Origin of the sequence: Sphingosinicella xenopeptidilytica (assembly GCF_042676985.1) — a bacterium.
In the GTDB taxonomy this organism is placed as follows: Bacteria; Pseudomonadota; Alphaproteobacteria; order Sphingomonadales; family Sphingomonadaceae; genus Sphingosinicella; species Sphingosinicella xenopeptidilytica.
The window spans coordinates 339,100-355,501 of record NZ_JBHTIK010000002.1; the positions used below are offsets into that span (position 1 = coordinate 339,100).

Sequence of the window (16,402 nt, forward strand, 5' to 3'; positions counted from 1 at the left end):
CCGAAAAATCCGGCCGGGAGAAAGGGATGACGCGGATCGATGAAGGCGGACGCGCCGCGCGTGCCTATGGGCGCGTGCAGACTCGTGCCGCACTTGCATCCCTCCCTGCCGTTACCGAAACGCTGGCCGGCATTCCCGAGGCCGAGCCTGCCACCGCCATCGCGGAGGTCGCGGCGGCGGCGTTGCCAGAGCATCTGCGCGACGCGTTCGTCGCGCTGCTCGCGGAAACCGAGGAGCTTCGCCGCACGCTTGCCATCGCGCGGCGGCGCATCGAGGAACTAGAGCGGCTGGTCGAGGCCGACGAGCTGACACCCGTCGCCAACCGGCGCGGGCTGATCCGCGACCTTGCCCGCACGCTCGCGGAGGTCGGGCGGCACGGGGTTCGCGCGGCGCTGATCTTCATCGATGTCGACAAGCTGAAAGCCATCAACGACCGCTACGGCCACCTCGCGGGCGATGCAGCACTCGTCCACATCGGTGAGACGCTGCAGGCGAAACTGCGCGAATCCGATACGGTGGCGCGTCTTGGCGGCGACGAGTTCGCTGTGATCCTGCGCCATGTCGATGCCGAGCAGGCGCAGGCGAAGCTGGACCAGATCGTGACGGCGGTTGCCGCGACGCCGGTGCGTGTGCGGGGCGAGAGCTTCACCATCACGATTTCGGCAGGCCTTCATGTGCTGTCGCCGGGCGAGACCGTGGAAGGCGTGCTGCGGTTCGCGGACAGCGCGATGTACGCGCACAAGGCCGACAAGCGTGGGCAAACCCGATCAGACTGATCGGAAGTCTTCGTTTTTATTGCTGCGAACGAATTGCAATAAAGGGTTCGTGAAAAGGAACCCTGAAATGTCTCGCGATCTTGCCAAGACCGGCACTTATCTCGCGCTGCACCTGACGATCGGGTTCACGGTCGCCTACCTGCTCACCGGGTCGGTCGCCGTTGCTAGTGGCATCGCGCTCATCGAGCCGATGGTGAACGCTGTCGCGTTCTTTTTCCACGAGAAGGCGTGGGCCACCGTACCCCTGCGGAGCGGGCATTTCCGGGCCTCGGCCGCAGCCTGAAAAACCCCTGAAAGAAAAAGCGTTCGCATCGCCCCGCGGAGGGCGCCTTACGATGGAAATGTAACCTCCGCGCGCTATAAGCGGCGGCATGTCCGATGATGTTCAGGATAAGGATCCGGCTCCAGCGCCGCGCGAGGCGCTGGAAGACAACCGGCTGACGGGCGCATTCGTCGATGAAGTGACGGAAGCGCTCGCCGCCGGCGATACCGCGCGCGTGCAGGAACTCGCCGAGCCGCTGCACCCCGCCGACATTGCCGACCTTATCGAGCAGGTGGAGCCGGGCGAGCGCCAGCCGCTCGCCGCCGCGCTCGGGGCTGTGCTCGACGCCGACGTGATCTCGGAGATGAACGAGGTCGTGCGCGAACAGCTGATCGATGTGCTCGATCCGGGTCAGGTCGCCGATGTCGTCACGCAGATGGAGACCGACGACGCGGTCGCCATCCTGGAGGACATGGACGAGGAGGACCAGGCCGAGGTCCTCCGCTCGCTCCCCGCTGACGAGCGCGCCGCCATCGAAGAGGCGCTGAGCTACCCGGAGGAGTCCGCCGGGCGTCTGATGCAGCGCGATCTGATCGCGGTGCCTGAATACTGGACCGTGGGTCAGGTCATCGATTTCCTGCGGCAGGCGGGCGACGATGTGACCAGCGACTTCTGGGAAATCTTCGTCGTCGATCCGTCGCACAAGCCCGTCGGCACGATGCGTCTCTCTCTGGTGCTGCGCTCGCCGCGCAACGTGCTTGTCACCGACGTGATGAAGCGCGAGCAGACGCTGATCCCGGTCGACATGGACCAGGAAGAGGTGGCGCTGCGCTTCCAGAAGTACGCGCTGATCTCGGCGGCGGTTGTGGATACCTCCGGGCGCCTCGTCGGTGTGGTCACCGTCGACGACGTGGTGCACATCATTCAGGAAGAGGCGGACGAGGATATCCTCCGCCTGTCGGGCGCCGGCGACGGCGACATCAACGACAGCGTGCGCGAGATCGTGTCGACGCGGCTGCGCTGGCTCGTCGTCAATCTCGGCACCGCGATCATTGCTTCGATCGTCATCGGTTTCTTCGCGGGTACGATCGAGAAGATGGTCGCGCTTGCCATCCTGATGCCGATCGTTTCGGCGCTCGGCGGCAATGCCGCGACGCAGACGATGGCGGTGACGGTGCGCGCGCTCGCCACAGATCAGCTCACCGAGGCGAACACGCGGCGCACGATCCTGAAGGAAATCCGCGTCGCGCTGATCAACGGCGCTGCGATCGCGTTTCTCGTCGGCGTGGCGGCCGGGCTCTACTTCACGAACGTCCACCTCGGCCTCGTCATCGCCACGGCGATGATCGGCAACATCCTCGTCGCAGGCCTCGCCGGTGTCATGGTGCCGCTGACGCTCGATCGCATGGATGTCGATCCGGCGGTGTCTTCGCCCGTGTTCGTCACGATGACGACGGACGTGATGGGCTTCCTGTTCTTCCTCGGCCTCGCCGCGGCGACGGGCCTTACGGGTTAGGCCGGTGACGGCGGAGGTCATCCTCGTCGACGACGAGCGGCTTGTTGCCAAACTCTATGGCCGCGCAGTGGAAGCGGCGGGCTATCAGGCGACGCTGTTCGGCGATGCGGAATCGGCGTTCAAGCGCATCGCCCAGCAGGAGCCGGCGCTGCTCGTCACCGATCTCAACATGCCCGGCCTTTCGGGCTACGCACTCGCCGAGCGGATCATGGAGCGGGGCCTCAAGCACTTTCCCATCATCCTGATGAGCGCGGACGATACCGCCGAGCTGATCAAGGCCGGGGTCGCCTCGGGCATCGACGATTTCCTCGTGAAGGGCGTGGGCTTCGATCGGTTTCGCGCGCGGCTCGATCACTGGATGAAGGGGCCGTTCCACGGACTACCCGCGCACGTCCGCGTCGCAGCGCGCGAAAGCCTTGCGCGGAGCGGCGCGCCGGAAACCCCGATTTCCCACCTGCACGGATCGCTCGACCGCATCACGGCGCGCACCGCTGTGACGGTGGAGGATCTTCTGGACGCGGTGGGCGGCGAATACGGGCGTTCAGCGGCTGAGGCGCTGCGGCTTCTGGGTGTGATCGACGGCGTGCTTGCGCTCCTCGCCCGCTCGAACGGGCTCGCGCAGCTCCGCCGCCTTGAAGCGATGGCGGGTGTCGTCGACAGGCTCGGCGACCCGTGGCAGGCACGCCTTCGTCCCTATATCGACCGCTTCGAAACCGTCGCGCAGGATGCCACCTTCCGGCACGCCGCGCAGTCGCTGAGACTTCGCTAGCGCAGCGTCACGCGCCGCAGCTGACTTTGCCGCTGCCGAGCGTCTTCACTTCGCATTGCGGTTTGCCGAGGATCTTGATGTCGCCGGAGCCCGCAATGCTGAGCTTCGCATGTTTGACGACATCGGTGGTGATGTCGCCCGATCCCGCGATCTTGCCGGTGAGCGACTGACACTTGAGACCGGGCGCGTCGATGTCGCCGGCGCCCGCGATGGAGAACGTCGCCGCGCCGCACGTGCCGGTCATCGCCATGTCACCCGATCCGGCAAGGGAGACATCCAAGCGGTCTGCCGTCACCACGCCGACGTTGAGATCGCCGGAGCCTGCAAGCGAGAGCTTGACGTCCTGGCCTTTCATGCGATCCACGGCGACATCGCCAGATCCGGCGAGACGGGCGCTGCCCAGCGTATGCGTGGTGACGTAGATGGTCAGTATCTCACCGTCTTTCCAAGAGAACCACGTATCCGATTTCTTCTCGCGGATACGCAGCGTGCCGCTCGTCACCTCGACCTCCAGACGGTCGATCGATTTCTGGTCGCCGACGGCGCGCACGCTTGGCGCCTTGCCGGTGGCCACGATCACCTTGTGCGGCACCGAAACGGAAATGCCTTCAAAACCCGTGACCGTGTATTTCTGCTCGGCGGCAAGGGTGGGGGTGGCGAGCGCGAGGAGCGGAAGAGTGACGAGAAGAGCGCGTTTCATGAGGGACGATCTCCAAACTGTGTTGCTGTAACAATACAGCGGGTCCGCATGTCTGTCGACCCTCAATAGAGGAACATCGGCATACCTTCGACGCTCTTCAGCCGTGCGCGGTACTGATCGCGGTCGTAAAGCCGGTCGACGTCGACATGTTTCGCGCCCTGAAGCACGCTGTTCGCCGGAACATGGCAATAGTTGCCGCTGGTCAGCGTCACCATCCGGCCGGTCTCGCGCCGTTCGATCAGCTGTACGGCGAGCGCGCCGAAGGCGAGGCCGACCATGCGGTCGAGCGCGTCGGGTTCGCCCGCGCGCATCAGGTAGGCGAGTTCCTGAAGCACGGTGCCGCCGCCGCCCGCCGTCTCGATGGCGCGCGCGATGCGGTGGCCGACGCCAACGTCGTCGCGCGCTGTCGCGGAGCTGGACAGGTCCGCCGCGGCTCCGCCGACGAGGCTTGCACCCTCGGAGACCACCAGGACTGCGTAGTTCGCCGGATTGGTCGCCTTGTCGCGCGCGAGCAGCGGCAGCAGTGCGTCGAGATCGGCGGGCACCTCGGCGATCACGGTGCGGTCCACCTGCGCGAGGAAGCCGGCGAGGAGCGCGGTTTCGCCGGAGCGGCGGCCGAACAGCTCGACGACGGCGATCCGCTCGTGGCTCTCCGTTGTCGTGCGCAGCGCGTTGATCGCCGCGACCGAGCGTGTCACGGCGGTCGAGAAGCCGATGCAGTAGTCGGTGCCGTTCACATCGTTGTCCATCGTCTTGGGGATGGAGATGACCGGAACACCGAGGCTGTCGAGATGTGCGGAAAAGCGCAGCGTGCCGTCGCCGCCGAGCGTGATCATCACGTCGATCCCGAGGCGTTCGAGCACGTGCATCACATGCGGCGTCCGGTCGCCGCCCTTTGCGGTGCGCGGATCGCAGCGCGAGGTGTGGAGGATGGTGCCGCCAAGCCGATCGAGCCCGCGCACGCGTTCGCGGCCGAGTGCGACGGTGTTCGCCGCGATCGAGGCAGGATCGTCGGGATCGATGTCGAGCAGCCCCTGCCACCCCCGCCGAAAGCCCACGACGTCCCACCCGCGGTCGTCTGCCGACAGGGCGACGGCACGGATACAGGGGTTGAGGCCGGGTACGTCTCCGCCGCCTGTCAGAATGCCGAGGCGCATCATCTTCTCCTGCTTTGTGGGGACCATGCCGCTCGTGGTCGGTGGTGTCGAGGGCGGGGCGGGCACTGTCGTGATTTTTTACACTGTCGGTCCGTCGTGATACGCGCCGAAAAAAATTCGCAGAAATTCTAATGACTTAATGGTTAATTTTGTTCCGCGCGCGGACCCTTTCGGCAAGGAAGGCCGCCAATTCCCTTGGTGCGGGCGCTGGGAACGTTGGCAATTCTTACATTCAGGTATCGGAGGGCTCGGGTTCGGTCATCTTCCTTTTAGAAAAATGTTCTTTTTCAATGCTTTGATTGGATTTTTTATGTTCTGGCACAGGGATTGCAGAGGTGCCGCCGATTGGTTCTTTCAGGAGTAGGTAGAGTGAAGTCAGCGTTTCTCACCAAGGTTCTGCCGGCTGCCGCGCTCGTCGCCGCCACGGCTTTCGCAACCTCCGCACAGGCCGTCGTGGTGAACGAATGGAGCTATGATGTCTCCGCTTCGTTCACGTCTGCGTCGCCGGATCTCGGAACGCCCGGCGGCTTCATCTGGGGTCCGCTCCAGATTTCGTGGGGCCGTCCGACCGGCACGATTTCGCCCGGCGGTGGCCGCAGTGCCCTGACGATCGGCGCGACGCCGGCGCTGGGCACCGTGTTCACGAACGGTGCCGATGCTGCCGCGAACAGCCTGACGCACTCGAACAACGTCATCAACAATCGCTCGGGTGAGAACTGGCAGCGCCTCGACACGTCTTCGATGAAGATCGATGTCGCGCTCACGTCGGTCGATCCGGTGATCGGTGCCGTCGATCCGTTCGTGCTGTCGTTCGTCATCGATTTCCTCGAGACGAACAACAATCCGGAAATGCCCGGACCCGATTACTGCGCCGACGGTGTGCGCGAAGGCTCGCAGGGCCCCGGCTGCCGCGACATCTTCGTGATTTCGGCGGGCAGCCTGACGCAGTATTTCGAACTTGACGGCGAAACCTACAAGTTCTCGTTCTTCGACCTCGGCGGTGCGATCGGCACGCTTTCGGACGACGCCTGCGCGGCCGTCGGCCAGGCTTCCGGCTGCGTCGGCTTCCTGACCCGCGAAGAGCAGGAAAACGTCGTGAACTTCGGGTTCAACATCACCCACGTGCCGGAGCCGGCCGCGCTTGCGCTCTTCGGCCTTGGTCTTGCGGGTCTCGGTCTGGCGCGTCGCCGCCGCAAGGCCTGAACTCCAAGCCCGAACCGGAAGGCGCTGACGGGAGACCGTCGGCGCCTTTCCTTTTTGGGAAACGTGCCGCCCGTTCAGATCAGCGCGGCGATGTTCGGCTCTCCGGGGGAAACGCGCAGCCGGTGGCCGATGACCGATGTTTCCATCAGCGGTTCGAGCCCGGTGTGCATCTGCGCGAGAAAACGCTCGCCGCTATCGAGGCGCCCGATGATGATCGCGAACTTCGGGGCGCCCTTGTGATGCACGACAGTGAACGTCTCCAGCCGTCCCTCGCCCGCGGGCGTTTCCGTGAACGGGGGTGAGGCCATGGCGTCGATCGCGGCCTGATACGAGGCGGGGTCGCTGCGCCCGTTGTAGCCCGGCGTTGTCGAGTAGACGCCGAAGCTGTGTTTCGTCAGGAAACCGCCGTTCGCGAACACGAAGCCCCATGCGCCGGCATCGTCCCGGCAGTGCTCCACCACTTCCGCGATCGCGTGCAGCGAATAGGCATTGCCGGGGCCGCCGAAGTAGGGGAGGCCGCCGGTGAGCGTCAGGCTGGCCGGGTCCTCGGTCGGCAGGCCGATCATTGCGGCGGCAATTTCCACCGCCACGGGGAAGCAGCTGTAGAGATCGATGTAGCTGAGTTCACCGGGTGTGATGCCCGCCTGCGCCAGCGCGTGCGCCGCGCCGATGTAGATGGCCGGGGAGGTCGCGTAGTCGACGCGCTCGCTCACCAGAAGCTTCTCATGCGTGTCCGCCGACCCGTGCAGATAGACACGCCGCGCGGCGGGCACGCCGAGCCGGTCGGCAGCCTCGGTCGACATCATCAGCACCGCCGCCGCCTGATCGACGAACATGTTGGCGCACAGGTGCTTGGTGTAGGGATAGGCGACGATACGGTTGTCCTCGCCGGGCTCGACGAGCGCCCCCGCTCCATAAGCCTTGCGGATCTGCGCGAACGGGTTTTCCGCGGCGACCGCGCTGAACGGCGCCATCAGGTGGCCGATCTCGGCGCGGTGCTGCAGCGGCGACCAGCCCATCGCACCGCCGAACGCGTTCTCGAACAACGGGTAGACGCTGGTGGGCAGGGCGATGCCGTGGCGGATCTCGTGGCTGTTCGCGTAACGGGGTTCCTCGCCGTAAGGCGTCGGGTCCGACGGTGCATCCTCGCTCCAGTCGAGCTTGAGGCCGGCCTTTTCCGCGCGCGCCTGCGTCCGCAATGCCTCGCCGCCGACGAGCAGCGCGACATCGGATTGCCCCTTCGCAATGCGCTCGGCGAGCCCGTTCACGAACATCTGCGGCGTGTTGCCGCCGAGCGGCCCGTAGATGAGTTCGCGCGGCTGCGCGCCGATGCGCCGGGCAACGGCATGGGGCAGGTTGCGGCAGGTGCCGAAAGGGGACGGGAGGGCACCGCCGGAATCGGCGAACAGCCGGACGGCGGCGAGCGTGTCGATCGCACCGGCGGCATCCGCGCCGCTGTTTGCGATCGCGCCGCGCGCCGCCTCCGCAAGCAGGTCCGCCGGCGATAGCCCCCGGGCCGGATCGTCTTCCCGGACGACGTGCTGGCCGACGCCGACGAGGACAGGCGTGCGCGGCCCGGCGGACATCAGCGTATGCCCGGTACTTCGGTGCTGGGTGCCTCGCCGCCCGCGCTGTTGCCCGCGTATTTTTTGTATTCGAGAAGGGCGATGGCGCGGTTGTGCACCTCGTCCGGCCCGTCCGCGAGGCGCAGCGTGCGGATGCCCGCGTAAGAGCTCGCGAGGCCGAAGTCCTGGCTGACACCGCCGCCGCCGTGCGCCTGAATGGCATCGTCGATGATCTTCAGCGCCATGCGCGGGGCTGCGACCTTGATCATCGCGATCTCGAGCCGCGCTGCCTTGTTGCCCACGCGATCCATCATGTCCGCGGCCTTGAGGCAGAGGAGGCGCGTCATCTCGATATCCGTGCGCGCTTCGGCGACACGCTGTTCCCAGACGCTGTGCTCGGAGATGCGCTTGCCGAAGGCCTCGCGCGTCAAGAGCCGCCGCGCCATGCGCTCCAGTGCGCGCTCGGCAGCGCCGATCGTGCGCATACAGTGGTGGATGCGGCCCGGCCCGAGGCGGCCCTGCGCGATCTCGAAGCCGCGTCCCTCGCCGAGCAGGATGCTGTCCGCAGGCACGCGCACGTCGTCGAGAAAGACCTCGGCGTGGCCGTGCGGTGCGTCGTCGTAGCCGAACACGTTCAGCATCCGCTCGACCTTGATGCCCGGTGCGTCCATCGGCACGAGAATCTGCGACTGCTGCAGGTGCTTGGGCGCCGAGAGATCGGTCTTGCCCATCACGATCGCGACCTTGCAGCGCGGATCGCCGACGCCGGAGGACCACCATTTGCGGCCGCTGACGACATAGTGGTCGCCGTCGCGGCGAATGCGCGTTTCGATGTTCGTCGCGTCGGACGAGGCGACGGCAGGCTCCGTCATCAGGAAGGCGGAACGGATTTCGCCGTTCATCAGCGGCCGCAGCCATCTTTCCTGCTGCGCCTGTGTGCCGTAGCGCATCAGCACTTCCATGTTGCCGGTATCGGGCGCGGAGCAGTTGAACACCTCCGACGACCAGAGGGCGCGGCCCATCTCCTCCGCAAGCGGCGCATATTCGAGGTTGGTGAGCGTCGTGCCCTCGAAGGCGAATTCGCTCACCGGCTTGCCGCCGTGGCTCGGCGGCATGAACATGTTCCAGAGTCCCGCCGCGCGCGCCTTCGGCTTCAGCTCCTCGATCACGGGCAGCACCTTCCAGCGTTCGCCCGAGGCGACCTCGTCGGCGTAGCGCTGCTCGTTGGGGTAGATGTGCTCGTCCATGAACGCGCGGACGCGGTCGATCATCTCGCGGGTCTTCGGGGAATATTCGAAGTTCATGGCGCCGTTCCTTCGTCTGTCGTTTCCCGCCTATCCATAAACTCGAAGCGCCCGCTGTCACTTCCGAAGGATGATAGGCGAGGCGTGCGTAAATGGGGATCACTCGACACGGGCGGCAGCCTGCACTACCTATAGGCTCGCAGTCGCGCGTGGAGGGGTCGCCCGACAAACTGAAGACAAGGATACAATGAATCGAGTGCGCCTGGGCCTCACCGGCCTTGCTTTGGTGTTTTTGCTGGTCATGGCGGCGGCGATCCTGCTGCGCCCGCCGGCTGAACCCGAGCCGAAAGCGAAGGAAGATCCGCTCGCGACGCTGGGCGTGGCGCCGGGCGCCGACAAGAATTCCGGGCCGGCACCTGAGCAGCCGCCCTCGGTGCTGCAAACGCCCCCGCTCGATACGCCGGAGCCGCTGACCGACCCTCTCGTGATCGACGAGAGCAAGGATTTGACCGAAATCTGACGGCGACTCACCGCCGCATTTCACACACCGACTTATCCACAGGCCTGCACGCAACCGCGCGCGGGCCTGACTGCTATTGTTTCACCTGCGTAAACCCACGCGATTCAGGGAAAATCCACGCGAAAAACATCCAATCCCATAAATTCCCATTGAAACCCATGAAATACCCATGATACTCCGTTTTCCACAGGGGAGCGGGGATTCAGCCCTCGGTACTGGCCTAACGCGTTAGCCTTTCGGGTTTCGCGGCCGGGGATTGCGTTACCCGCTGATTGGAAGCCGCGCGTGAAACGGGATTTGTTCAAGGGATTTGCGATCAACGCAGTCGACGCCAAAGGGCGACTGTCGATCCCTGCCGGCTACCGTTCCACCATCGAAGCGCGCTCCGCCGTGAAGGAAGTCACCCTGTCCCTGCGGTTCGAGCCGAACCACATCCGCGCCTACGACGCCTATTACAACGACTTCATCTACCAGCAGATCGAGCGCCGTTTCACGCCCGAGCAGGAGACGGAACGCGCCGTCGCCCTGCAGCGCGAATTCAGCTTCGTCGAACCGCTCCCCTATGATGCCAACGGGCGGATCGTGCTCCCCGCCGCCACCCGTGAGGCCGCCGGCATCGATCGGCTCGCCTGCTTCCTTGCGTTCGCCGACTATTTCGAGATCTGGGACCCGAAAGCGCTGCTCGCCTCCGACCGTGCCGACCCCGCCACGATTTTTCATGTCCGCAATCTCTTGAAAGAGCGCGGAGAGACGATATGACGGCGGCCCCTCATATCCCCGTTCTCCTTGAAGCAGTGCTCGCCGGTATTTCCCCCACCTCTGGTGCAAGCGTCGTCGACGGCACGTTCGGTGCCGCCGGCTACACGAATGCGGTGCTCGCAGCGGGTGCCGGGCATGTCTATGCGTTCGACCGCGACCCCACCGCCATTGCCGCCGGTGAGGCACTGGCGAGCGCGAATCCGGATCGGCTGACGCTGATCCACGAGCGCTTCTCGCTGATGGACCGCGCGCTCGAGGCGCGCGGCGTTTCGACCGTGGACGCGATCATGCTCGATATCGGCGTCTCCTCGATGCAGATCGATCAGGCGGCGCGCGGCTTTTCGTTCCAGGCCGACGGCCCGCTCGACATGCGCATGTCGAATGAGGGGCCGAGCGCCGCCGATCTCGTGAACACCATGGACGAAACGGCGCTTGCCGACCTCCTCTACCGCTACGGCGAGGAGCCGCGCTCCCGCCGCGTTGCGAGCCACATCGTGGCCGCGCGGCCGATTGCGCGCACCGGTGAACTCGCAGCGATCGTCCGCAAGGCGCTTGGCCACCGGCCGGGCGCGCCCAAGGATCCGGCGACGCGCACCTTTCAGGCGCTGCGCATCGCGGTGAACGACGAACTCGGCGAACTCGATGCCGGCCTTCGCGCGGCTGAACGGCTGCTGCGTCCCGGCGGCCGGCTCGCCGTGGTGAGTTTCCACAGTCTTGAGGACAGGGCGGTGAAGCGCTTCCTGCGCACGCGCAGCGGGGGTGACCCGCAGGGCTCGCGCCACCTGCCCGAGGCGCGGATCGGGGGGTCCGCGCCGACATTCGAGGCGGCGAAAGCCGTCCGTCCCGATGCAGCGGAAATCGCCGCGAACCCGCGCGCCCGCTCGGCCACACTTCGTATCGGCACGCGCACCGATGCCCCCGCATGGAAGGATGACGCATGATCCGCTCGCTTGGCTCCGCCGGTCTTGCCCTCGTGACGCTGGGCGCGGGCCTCGGCCTCTATCTCGTCAGCTACAGCGTGGGCGCCGAACGCAGTGGCATCTCGAAGCTGGAACGGCAGATCGCCACTGATCGCCGCGACATCCGCGCGCTGGAAGCGGAACTCCGCGTTCGCTCCAACCTGCCGCAGCTCGAGCGCTGGAACGCGTCGGCGCTGGCGCTCGGCGCGCCGAAATCGGGGCAGATTCTGGAAAGCGAAGTGCAGCTCGCCAGCCTCGTGCGTCCGCACCAGCCGGACGCGATGCCGGCGGATGTGCGCCTTGCCAGTGTCGAACTGCCGGCGCCTGCCGAGCGCGAGGTGCGCGTCGCGTCTGTGGACCCGGCGCCAAGGGCCAAGCTTCCCGTGCTGCGTGAACGCGCGGAACCGGGCCTGTTCTCCGCGGGCTTCGTGGCCGAGATCGACGCGGCTGCGGACGACGAGCGCGCGTCGCTGACGCGCGTGTCGCTGCGGTGAGCCCGGCCGCACAGCGCCAGCTTCGAATCCAGCTTGCCGGAAAACGGCAGGCGCAGCTTGCGCGGTCGCGGCAACGGCTCATGATCGGCATCATGCTGTTCACCGCGCTGGTGGGCATCATCGGGCTCCGCCTTGGCGAGCTTTCCCTTACCGGGTCGAGCGCGGTTGCAGCGACGCGGCAGATCGCGTTCGCGCCGCCGCGTGCCGACATCGTCGATCGCAACGGCGCCGACCTTGCCACCACGTTCGATGCCTTCGCGCTCGCCGTGCGCCCGCACGCGGTGGTCGGCGATCCCGAGGTGCTGGCACGCAGGATTGCGAATATCCTCGGCCGCCCGAGCGCGCTGCCGATCTACAAGGAACTCACCCACCACGGGAAATACCGCTACATCCAGCGACGGATTCTTCCGGCGGAAGCGAAGGCGATCAACGCGATCGGCGAGCCGGGGCTGGTGCTGGAGCGCGAGCAGGAGCGCATCTACCCCAACCAGTTCCTTGCTGCGCATGTCATCGGCTACACCAATGTCGACGGTGTCGGGCAGGCGGGCATGGAGCGAGCCTATCAGGACCGGCTCACCGATCCCGAGATGCGCGACAAGCCGCTCGAACTCGCCATCGACGCGCGCGTGCAGCACGCTGTCGAGAGCGAGCTTCAGACGGCGATGACGAAGCACAGCGCCATCGGTGCTTCGGGCATCGTGATGGACGTGCACACAGGCGAGGTGCTTGCGCTCGCATCGCTGCCCGAACTCAATCCGAACAAGGCCGGTGCCGTCAGCCCCGATGCGATCTTCAATCGCGCGACGCTCGGCGTTTATGAGCTTGGATCGACCTTCAAGGCGCTGACCATGGGCATGGCGCTCGATAGCGGCGTCATCACCTCGATGTCGCAGCAGTATGACGCGACGCATCCGCTGCAGATGGGCCGCTTCCGTATTCGCGACGACCATCCCAAGGCACGCTGGCTGACGATCCCCGAGATCTTCATGTACTCGTCGAACATCGGCACGGCGCAGATCGCGCAGCAGATCGGCTCGGCGCGGCAGCAGGAATTCCTGAAGGAACTCGGCTTCATGGCGCCCGCCGAGATCGAACTCAAGGAGCGTGGGCGCACGCTCTATCCGGCTCAATGGGGCGAACTCGCCACGATGACCGTGAGCTATGGCCACGGCATCGCGGTCACGCCTCTCCATCTTGCCAGTGCCTATGCGGCACTCGTCAACGGCGGCGTCTGGAGGCCCGCCACGCTTCTGAAGGTTCAAGGCGGAGGGGTCGGGAAGGGCCGCCGTGTCTTCAGCGAAGAAGCGTCGCGGACAATGCGGGCAATGCTGCGTCTCGTGGTGACGCATGGCACTGGCAAGCAGGCCGAAGCACAAGGGTATCGCGTGGGCGGGAAGACCGGCACGGCGGAAAAGCCCGATGGCGGCCGCTACAACCGCAACGCGATGGTGACGACGTTCGCGGGGGCGTTCCCGATGGACGATCCGAAATATGTTGTGATCGCCATGCTCGACGAGCCCAAGGGAACCAAGGAAACCTATGGCTTCCGTGGCGCGGGTTGGAATTCCGCACCGGTTGTTTCAAAGGTTATCAGCCGCATCGCGCCGGTGCTCGGTGTCGCGCCGAGCGATGTGCGCGATGTCGATCTCAACCCATACCTGGCCTATGTCCAGGGCAAGCAGCCGACCGGATAGGGAATGCGCCTCAAGGATCTCGTGAACAGCGGCAACGAAGCAACCGTCACCGGCTTTGCGATCGATCACCGGAAGGTCGCGCCCGGCACGATCTTCGGCGCCTTCCCCGGCACGCGCTTCAACGGCGAGGATTTCATTGCCGAGGCGGTGAAGTTCGGTGCGGTGGCGGTGGTTGCCCGGCCCGAGGCGAAGGTCGAGGGCGCGCTGCATATTGCCGACGCCGAACCGCGCCGGCGCTTCGCCGCGCTGGCGGCGAAATTCTTTGCGCCGTTCCCCGCGACGACGGTCGCGGTGACGGGCACCAACGGCAAGACCTCGACGGCGGAACTGACGCGTCAGCTTTGGCGCATGGCTGGGCATGTGTCCGCGTCGATCGGTACGCTTGGCGTGACCACGGCTGACGAGCAGATCTCGACCGGCCTCACGACGCCCGATGTGGTGACGTTCCTGTCGAACATGGCGGGGCTGGCGCGCGAGGGCGTGACGCACGCGAGCTTCGAGGCGTCGAGCCATGGGCTTGCGCAATACCGCACCGAGGGGCTGCCGGTGCGCGCCGGTGCGTTCACCAATCTCAGCCGCGATCATCTCGATTATCATGAGACGATGGAGGCCTATCTCGAGGCCAAGCTGCGTCTGTTCACCGAGGTGACGGACGGCGACGGCACGGCGGTGATCTGGGCCGACGATACGGTCTCCGATCAGGTGATCGCGACGGCGCAGGCGCGCGGGTTGAAGGTGCTGACCGTCGGAACGAAGGGCGAGGCGCTGCGGCTCGTCTCGCGGACGCCGAACCAGCTTGGCCAGACGCTGATGATCGCGGCGGGCGGTGTCGAGAAGAAGGTCGAGCTGCCGCTGATCGGTGCGTATCAGGCGGCGAATGCGCTCGTCGCCGCGGGGCTGGTGATCGCGACGGGCGGCGACACTGCGACGACGCTCGGGCACCTCTCGCGGCTCGTGCCCGTGCGCGGGCGACTGGAGCGTGCGGCGCTGACGCGCGCGGGCGCGCCGATCTACGTGGATTATGCGCACACGCCGGACGCGATCCGCGCGGCGATCGAGGCGCTGCGCCCGCACGCGAAGGATCGGTTGCATATCGTGTTCGGCGCGGGCGGCGACCGCGACAAGGGCAAGCGGCCCGAGATGGGCAAGGTCGCGACACAGCTCGCCGATGTCGTTTACGTGACCGACGACAATCCGCGCTCCGAAGACCCGGCGACGATCCGTGCCGAGATCATGGCGGCGGCGCCGGGCGCGACCGAGATCGGCGACCGGCGCAGCGCCATCGCGGCGGCGATCGCGGCGGCGGGCGCGGGCGACATCGTGCTCATCGCGGGCAAGGGGCACGAGCAGGGGCAGATCGTGGGAGATCGCATCCTGCCGTTCGATGATGTGGCGGTCGCGCGCGAGTGCGCCGCATGAGCTTGTGGACGGCGGCCGAAATCGCGGGCGCCACCGGCGGAACCCGGAGCGGCGACTTCGTTGCCGAGGGCGTGACGTTCGATTCGCGCGAAATCATCGGCGGCGAACTGTTCATCGCGATGAAGGGCGAGGCGACCGACGGGCATCATTTCGTTGAAGGCGCGCATGAGAAAGGCGCGGCGGGCTTTATCGTCAGCGAGGATTGCGCGTATCCGCACGTGCGTGTCGCCGACAGCTTCGAGGGTCTGCAGGCGCTGGGCCGCGCGGGGCGCGAACGGGTGGGCGCGACGATCGTGGGCGTGACCGGCAGCGTCGGCAAGACGAGCGTGAAGGAGGCTCTCCGCCACGCGTTCCAGGAAATCGAGCCCGAGCACACGCACTGGTCGGTGAAGAGCTACAACAACCACACCGGCGTTCCGCTCAGCCTCGCCCGGATGCCGCGGGACACGCGGCTCGCGGTGTTCGAAATGGGCATGAACCACACGGGCGAACTCGCGGTGCTGACGCGGCTCGTGCGCCCGCACGTCGCCGTGGTGACGTGGGTCACCTCCGCGCACCTCGCGTTCTTCGAGAACGAGGAGGCGATTGCGGACGCCAAGGGCGAGATCTTCGAAGGGCTTGAGCCGGGCGGCGTTGCCGTGCTGCCGTTCGACAGCCCGCACTACGCCCGCCTGCGCGCGAAGGCGGAACGGCACGCGGCGCGTGTCCTGAGCTTCGGCAGCGGTGAGGGCGCGGATGTCCGCGCAGTCCAGTCGGCGAGCGACGCGGGCGGATCGACCGTGATTGCGGATGTCGATGGAAACCGCGTTGCGTACCGCATCCCGCTGCCCGGCGCGCACTGGATTGCGAACAGCCTTGCCGTGCTCGCGGCGGCGCACGCGGCGGGCGTCGATCTCGCGGCGGCAGCGCTCGGGCTTTCGCAGATGCAGGGCCTCGAAGGGCGCGGCGCGCAGTACCGGATCCCCGCGAAGGACGGCGAGGCGCTGCTGATCGACGAGAGCTACAACGCCAATCCCGCATCGATGGCGGCCTCGCTCGCGGTGCTCGGTGCTGCGAAGGCGGCGCGCCGCATCGCCGTGCTGGGGCCGATGCGCGAACTCGGCGATGCGAGCGAACGGCTGCACGCCGATCTCGCGCCGCACGTGAGCGCGGCGAAAGTCGATGTGGCGGTGCTCGTGGGCGACGAAACGCTTCCGCTGGAGGGTGCGCTCCCTCGCGGAATCGCGGTGGTTCGCGTAAGCGACGCCGCTGGTGCCCGCGCGGCGCTTTCGGACATCATCGCAGCCGGCGACGCCATCCTGCTCAAGGCATCGAACAGTGTCGGGCTCGGGCGGGTTGCTGGCGCGCTGCGGGGGATCAACTGAT

Annotated in this window: 16 protein-coding genes; 12 read left to right on the forward strand and 4 right to left on the reverse strand. The window is 66.4% G+C overall.

Going from position 1 to position 16,402, the window contains the following annotated elements:
- The first annotated feature begins 26 nt into the window (after nucleotides 1-26).
- The 4 genes from ACFQ00_RS04500 (at nucleotide 27) to ACFQ00_RS04515 (ending at nucleotide 3,323) form a co-directional block, all read left to right on the forward strand.
- Complete coding sequence (locus ACFQ00_RS04500) at nucleotides 27-776, forward strand: GGDEF domain-containing protein (protein ID WP_381486818.1); 750 nt, start codon at nucleotides 27-29, stop codon at nucleotides 774-776.
- Between the two features lie 67 nt (nucleotides 777-843).
- A complete protein-coding gene (locus tag ACFQ00_RS04505) occupies nucleotides 844-1,059 on the forward strand; it encodes a DUF2061 domain-containing protein (protein WP_381486821.1) in 216 nt (71 codons plus the stop codon).
- 88 nt (nucleotides 1,060-1,147) lie between these two features.
- Nucleotides 1,148-2,554, forward strand: a complete 1,407-nt coding sequence (gene mgtE / locus ACFQ00_RS04510; RefSeq protein WP_381486824.1) for a magnesium transporter — start codon at nucleotides 1,148-1,150, stop codon at nucleotides 2,552-2,554.
- Between the two features lie 4 nt (nucleotides 2,555-2,558).
- A complete protein-coding gene (locus tag ACFQ00_RS04515; RefSeq protein WP_381486827.1) occupies nucleotides 2,559-3,323 on the forward strand; it encodes a response regulator in 765 nt (254 codons plus the stop codon).
- A gap of 7 nt (nucleotides 3,324-3,330) precedes the next feature.
- Here ACFQ00_RS04515 and ACFQ00_RS04520 read toward each other — a convergent pair whose 3' ends face one another.
- Together ACFQ00_RS04520 and ACFQ00_RS04525 are read right to left on the reverse strand one after the other, a co-directional pair.
- On the reverse strand, nucleotides 3,331-4,023 hold the full coding sequence (locus ACFQ00_RS04520; protein ID WP_381486830.1) for a head GIN domain-containing protein: 693 nt from the start codon (nucleotides 4,021-4,023) through the stop codon (nucleotides 3,331-3,333).
- A 62-nt stretch (nucleotides 4,024-4,085) separates the two neighbouring features.
- Nucleotides 4,086-5,246: a 6-phosphofructokinase gene (locus ACFQ00_RS04525; RefSeq protein ID WP_381486833.1), complete on the reverse strand. Its 1,161-nt coding sequence runs from the start codon at nucleotides 5,244-5,246 to the stop codon at nucleotides 4,086-4,088.
- Nucleotides 5,247-5,549: 303 nt separating this feature from the next.
- On the opposite strand from ACFQ00_RS04525, the gene ACFQ00_RS04530 reads away from it, so the two are divergent.
- Nucleotides 5,550-6,383, forward strand: a complete 834-nt coding sequence (locus ACFQ00_RS04530; RefSeq protein ID WP_381486836.1) for a THxN family PEP-CTERM protein — start codon at nucleotides 5,550-5,552, stop codon at nucleotides 6,381-6,383.
- Between the two features lie 74 nt (nucleotides 6,384-6,457).
- Here ACFQ00_RS04530 and ACFQ00_RS04535 read toward each other — a convergent pair whose 3' ends face one another.
- Nucleotides 6,458-7,969, reverse strand: a complete 1,512-nt coding sequence (locus tag ACFQ00_RS04535) for an acetyl-CoA acetyltransferase (RefSeq protein WP_381486839.1) — start codon at nucleotides 7,967-7,969, stop codon at nucleotides 6,458-6,460.
- Nucleotides 7,969-9,252 (reverse strand): acyl-CoA dehydrogenase family protein, encoded by a 1,284-nt coding sequence (locus ACFQ00_RS04540; protein WP_381486842.1) that lies wholly within the window; start codon nucleotides 9,250-9,252, stop codon nucleotides 7,969-7,971. The genes ACFQ00_RS04535 and ACFQ00_RS04540 overlap by 1 nt, the downstream gene beginning before the upstream one ends.
- A 196-nt stretch (nucleotides 9,253-9,448) precedes the next feature.
- Here ACFQ00_RS04540 and ACFQ00_RS04545 point away from each other — a divergent pair, with 196 nt between their 5' ends.
- The 7 genes from ACFQ00_RS04545 to ACFQ00_RS04575 all read left to right on the forward strand — a co-directional run bounded on the left by ACFQ00_RS04545 (nucleotide 9,449) and on the right by ACFQ00_RS04575 (nucleotide 16,401).
- Nucleotides 9,449-9,712, forward strand: a complete 264-nt coding sequence (locus ACFQ00_RS04545) for a hypothetical protein (RefSeq protein ID WP_381486845.1) — start codon at nucleotides 9,449-9,451, stop codon at nucleotides 9,710-9,712.
- 285 nt (nucleotides 9,713-9,997) lie between these two features.
- The gene (locus tag ACFQ00_RS04550; protein ID WP_381486848.1) at nucleotides 9,998-10,471 is read left to right on the forward strand and encodes a division/cell wall cluster transcriptional repressor MraZ; all 474 of its coding nucleotides are present in this window, start codon (nucleotides 9,998-10,000) and stop codon (nucleotides 10,469-10,471) included.
- On the forward strand, nucleotides 10,468-11,412 hold the full coding sequence (gene rsmH / locus ACFQ00_RS04555) for a 16S rRNA (cytosine(1402)-N(4))-methyltransferase RsmH (protein WP_381486852.1): 945 nt from the start codon (nucleotides 10,468-10,470) through the stop codon (nucleotides 11,410-11,412). Before ACFQ00_RS04550 ends, rsmH begins: the two co-directional genes overlap by 4 nt.
- The gene (locus tag ACFQ00_RS04560) at nucleotides 11,409-11,924 is read left to right on the forward strand and encodes a hypothetical protein (RefSeq protein WP_381486855.1); all 516 of its coding nucleotides are present in this window, start codon (nucleotides 11,409-11,411) and stop codon (nucleotides 11,922-11,924) included. Before rsmH ends, ACFQ00_RS04560 begins: the two co-directional genes overlap by 4 nt.
- Before the next feature lie 80 nt (nucleotides 11,925-12,004).
- On the forward strand, nucleotides 12,005-13,618 hold the full coding sequence (locus ACFQ00_RS04565) for a peptidoglycan D,D-transpeptidase FtsI family protein (protein ID WP_381487846.1): 1,614 nt from the start codon (nucleotides 12,005-12,007) through the stop codon (nucleotides 13,616-13,618).
- Nucleotides 13,619-13,621: 3 nt separating this feature from the next.
- Nucleotides 13,622-15,037 (forward strand): UDP-N-acetylmuramoyl-L-alanyl-D-glutamate--2,6-diaminopimelate ligase, encoded by a 1,416-nt coding sequence (locus tag ACFQ00_RS04570; RefSeq protein ID WP_381486858.1) that lies wholly within the window; start codon nucleotides 13,622-13,624, stop codon nucleotides 15,035-15,037.
- The gene (locus ACFQ00_RS04575; protein WP_381486861.1) at nucleotides 15,034-16,401 is read left to right on the forward strand and encodes a UDP-N-acetylmuramoyl-tripeptide--D-alanyl-D-alanine ligase; all 1,368 of its coding nucleotides are present in this window, start codon (nucleotides 15,034-15,036) and stop codon (nucleotides 16,399-16,401) included. The genes ACFQ00_RS04570 and ACFQ00_RS04575 overlap by 4 nt, the downstream gene beginning before the upstream one ends.
- The last annotated feature ends 1 nt before the right edge of the window (nucleotide 16,402 follow it).

What these genes read in the sequence shown, in the direction of transcription:
- ACFQ00_RS04500 (WP_381486818.1), top strand. Translation starts at nt 27, where the DNA reads ATGACGCGGATCGATGAAGGCGGACGCGCCGCGCGTGCCTATGGGCGC.
- ACFQ00_RS04505 (WP_381486821.1), top strand. Translation starts at nt 844, where the DNA reads ATGTCTCGCGATCTTGCCAAGACCGGCACTTATCTCGCGCTGCACCTG.
- mgtE (WP_381486824.1), top strand. Translation starts at nt 1,148, where the DNA reads ATGTCCGATGATGTTCAGGATAAGGATCCGGCTCCAGCGCCGCGCGAG.
- ACFQ00_RS04520 (WP_381486830.1), bottom strand. Translation starts at nt 4,023, where the DNA reads ATGAAACGCGCTCTTCTCGTCACTCTTCCGCTCCTCGCGCTCGCCACC.
- ACFQ00_RS04535 (WP_381486839.1), bottom strand. Translation starts at nt 7,969, where the DNA reads ATGTCCGCCGGGCCGCGCACGCCTGTCCTCGTCGGCGTCGGCCAGCAC.
- ACFQ00_RS04540 (WP_381486842.1), bottom strand. Translation starts at nt 9,252, where the DNA reads ATGAACTTCGAATATTCCCCGAAGACCCGCGAGATGATCGACCGCGTC.
- rsmH (WP_381486852.1), top strand. Translation starts at nt 10,468, where the DNA reads ATGACGGCGGCCCCTCATATCCCCGTTCTCCTTGAAGCAGTGCTCGCC.
- ACFQ00_RS04560 (WP_381486855.1), top strand. Translation starts at nt 11,409, where the DNA reads ATGATCCGCTCGCTTGGCTCCGCCGGTCTTGCCCTCGTGACGCTGGGC.
- ACFQ00_RS04565 (WP_381487846.1), top strand. Translation starts at nt 12,005, where the DNA reads ATGATCGGCATCATGCTGTTCACCGCGCTGGTGGGCATCATCGGGCTC.
- ACFQ00_RS04570 (WP_381486858.1), top strand. Translation starts at nt 13,622, where the DNA reads ATGCGCCTCAAGGATCTCGTGAACAGCGGCAACGAAGCAACCGTCACC.
- ACFQ00_RS04575 (WP_381486861.1), top strand. Translation starts at nt 15,034, where the DNA reads ATGAGCTTGTGGACGGCGGCCGAAATCGCGGGCGCCACCGGCGGAACC.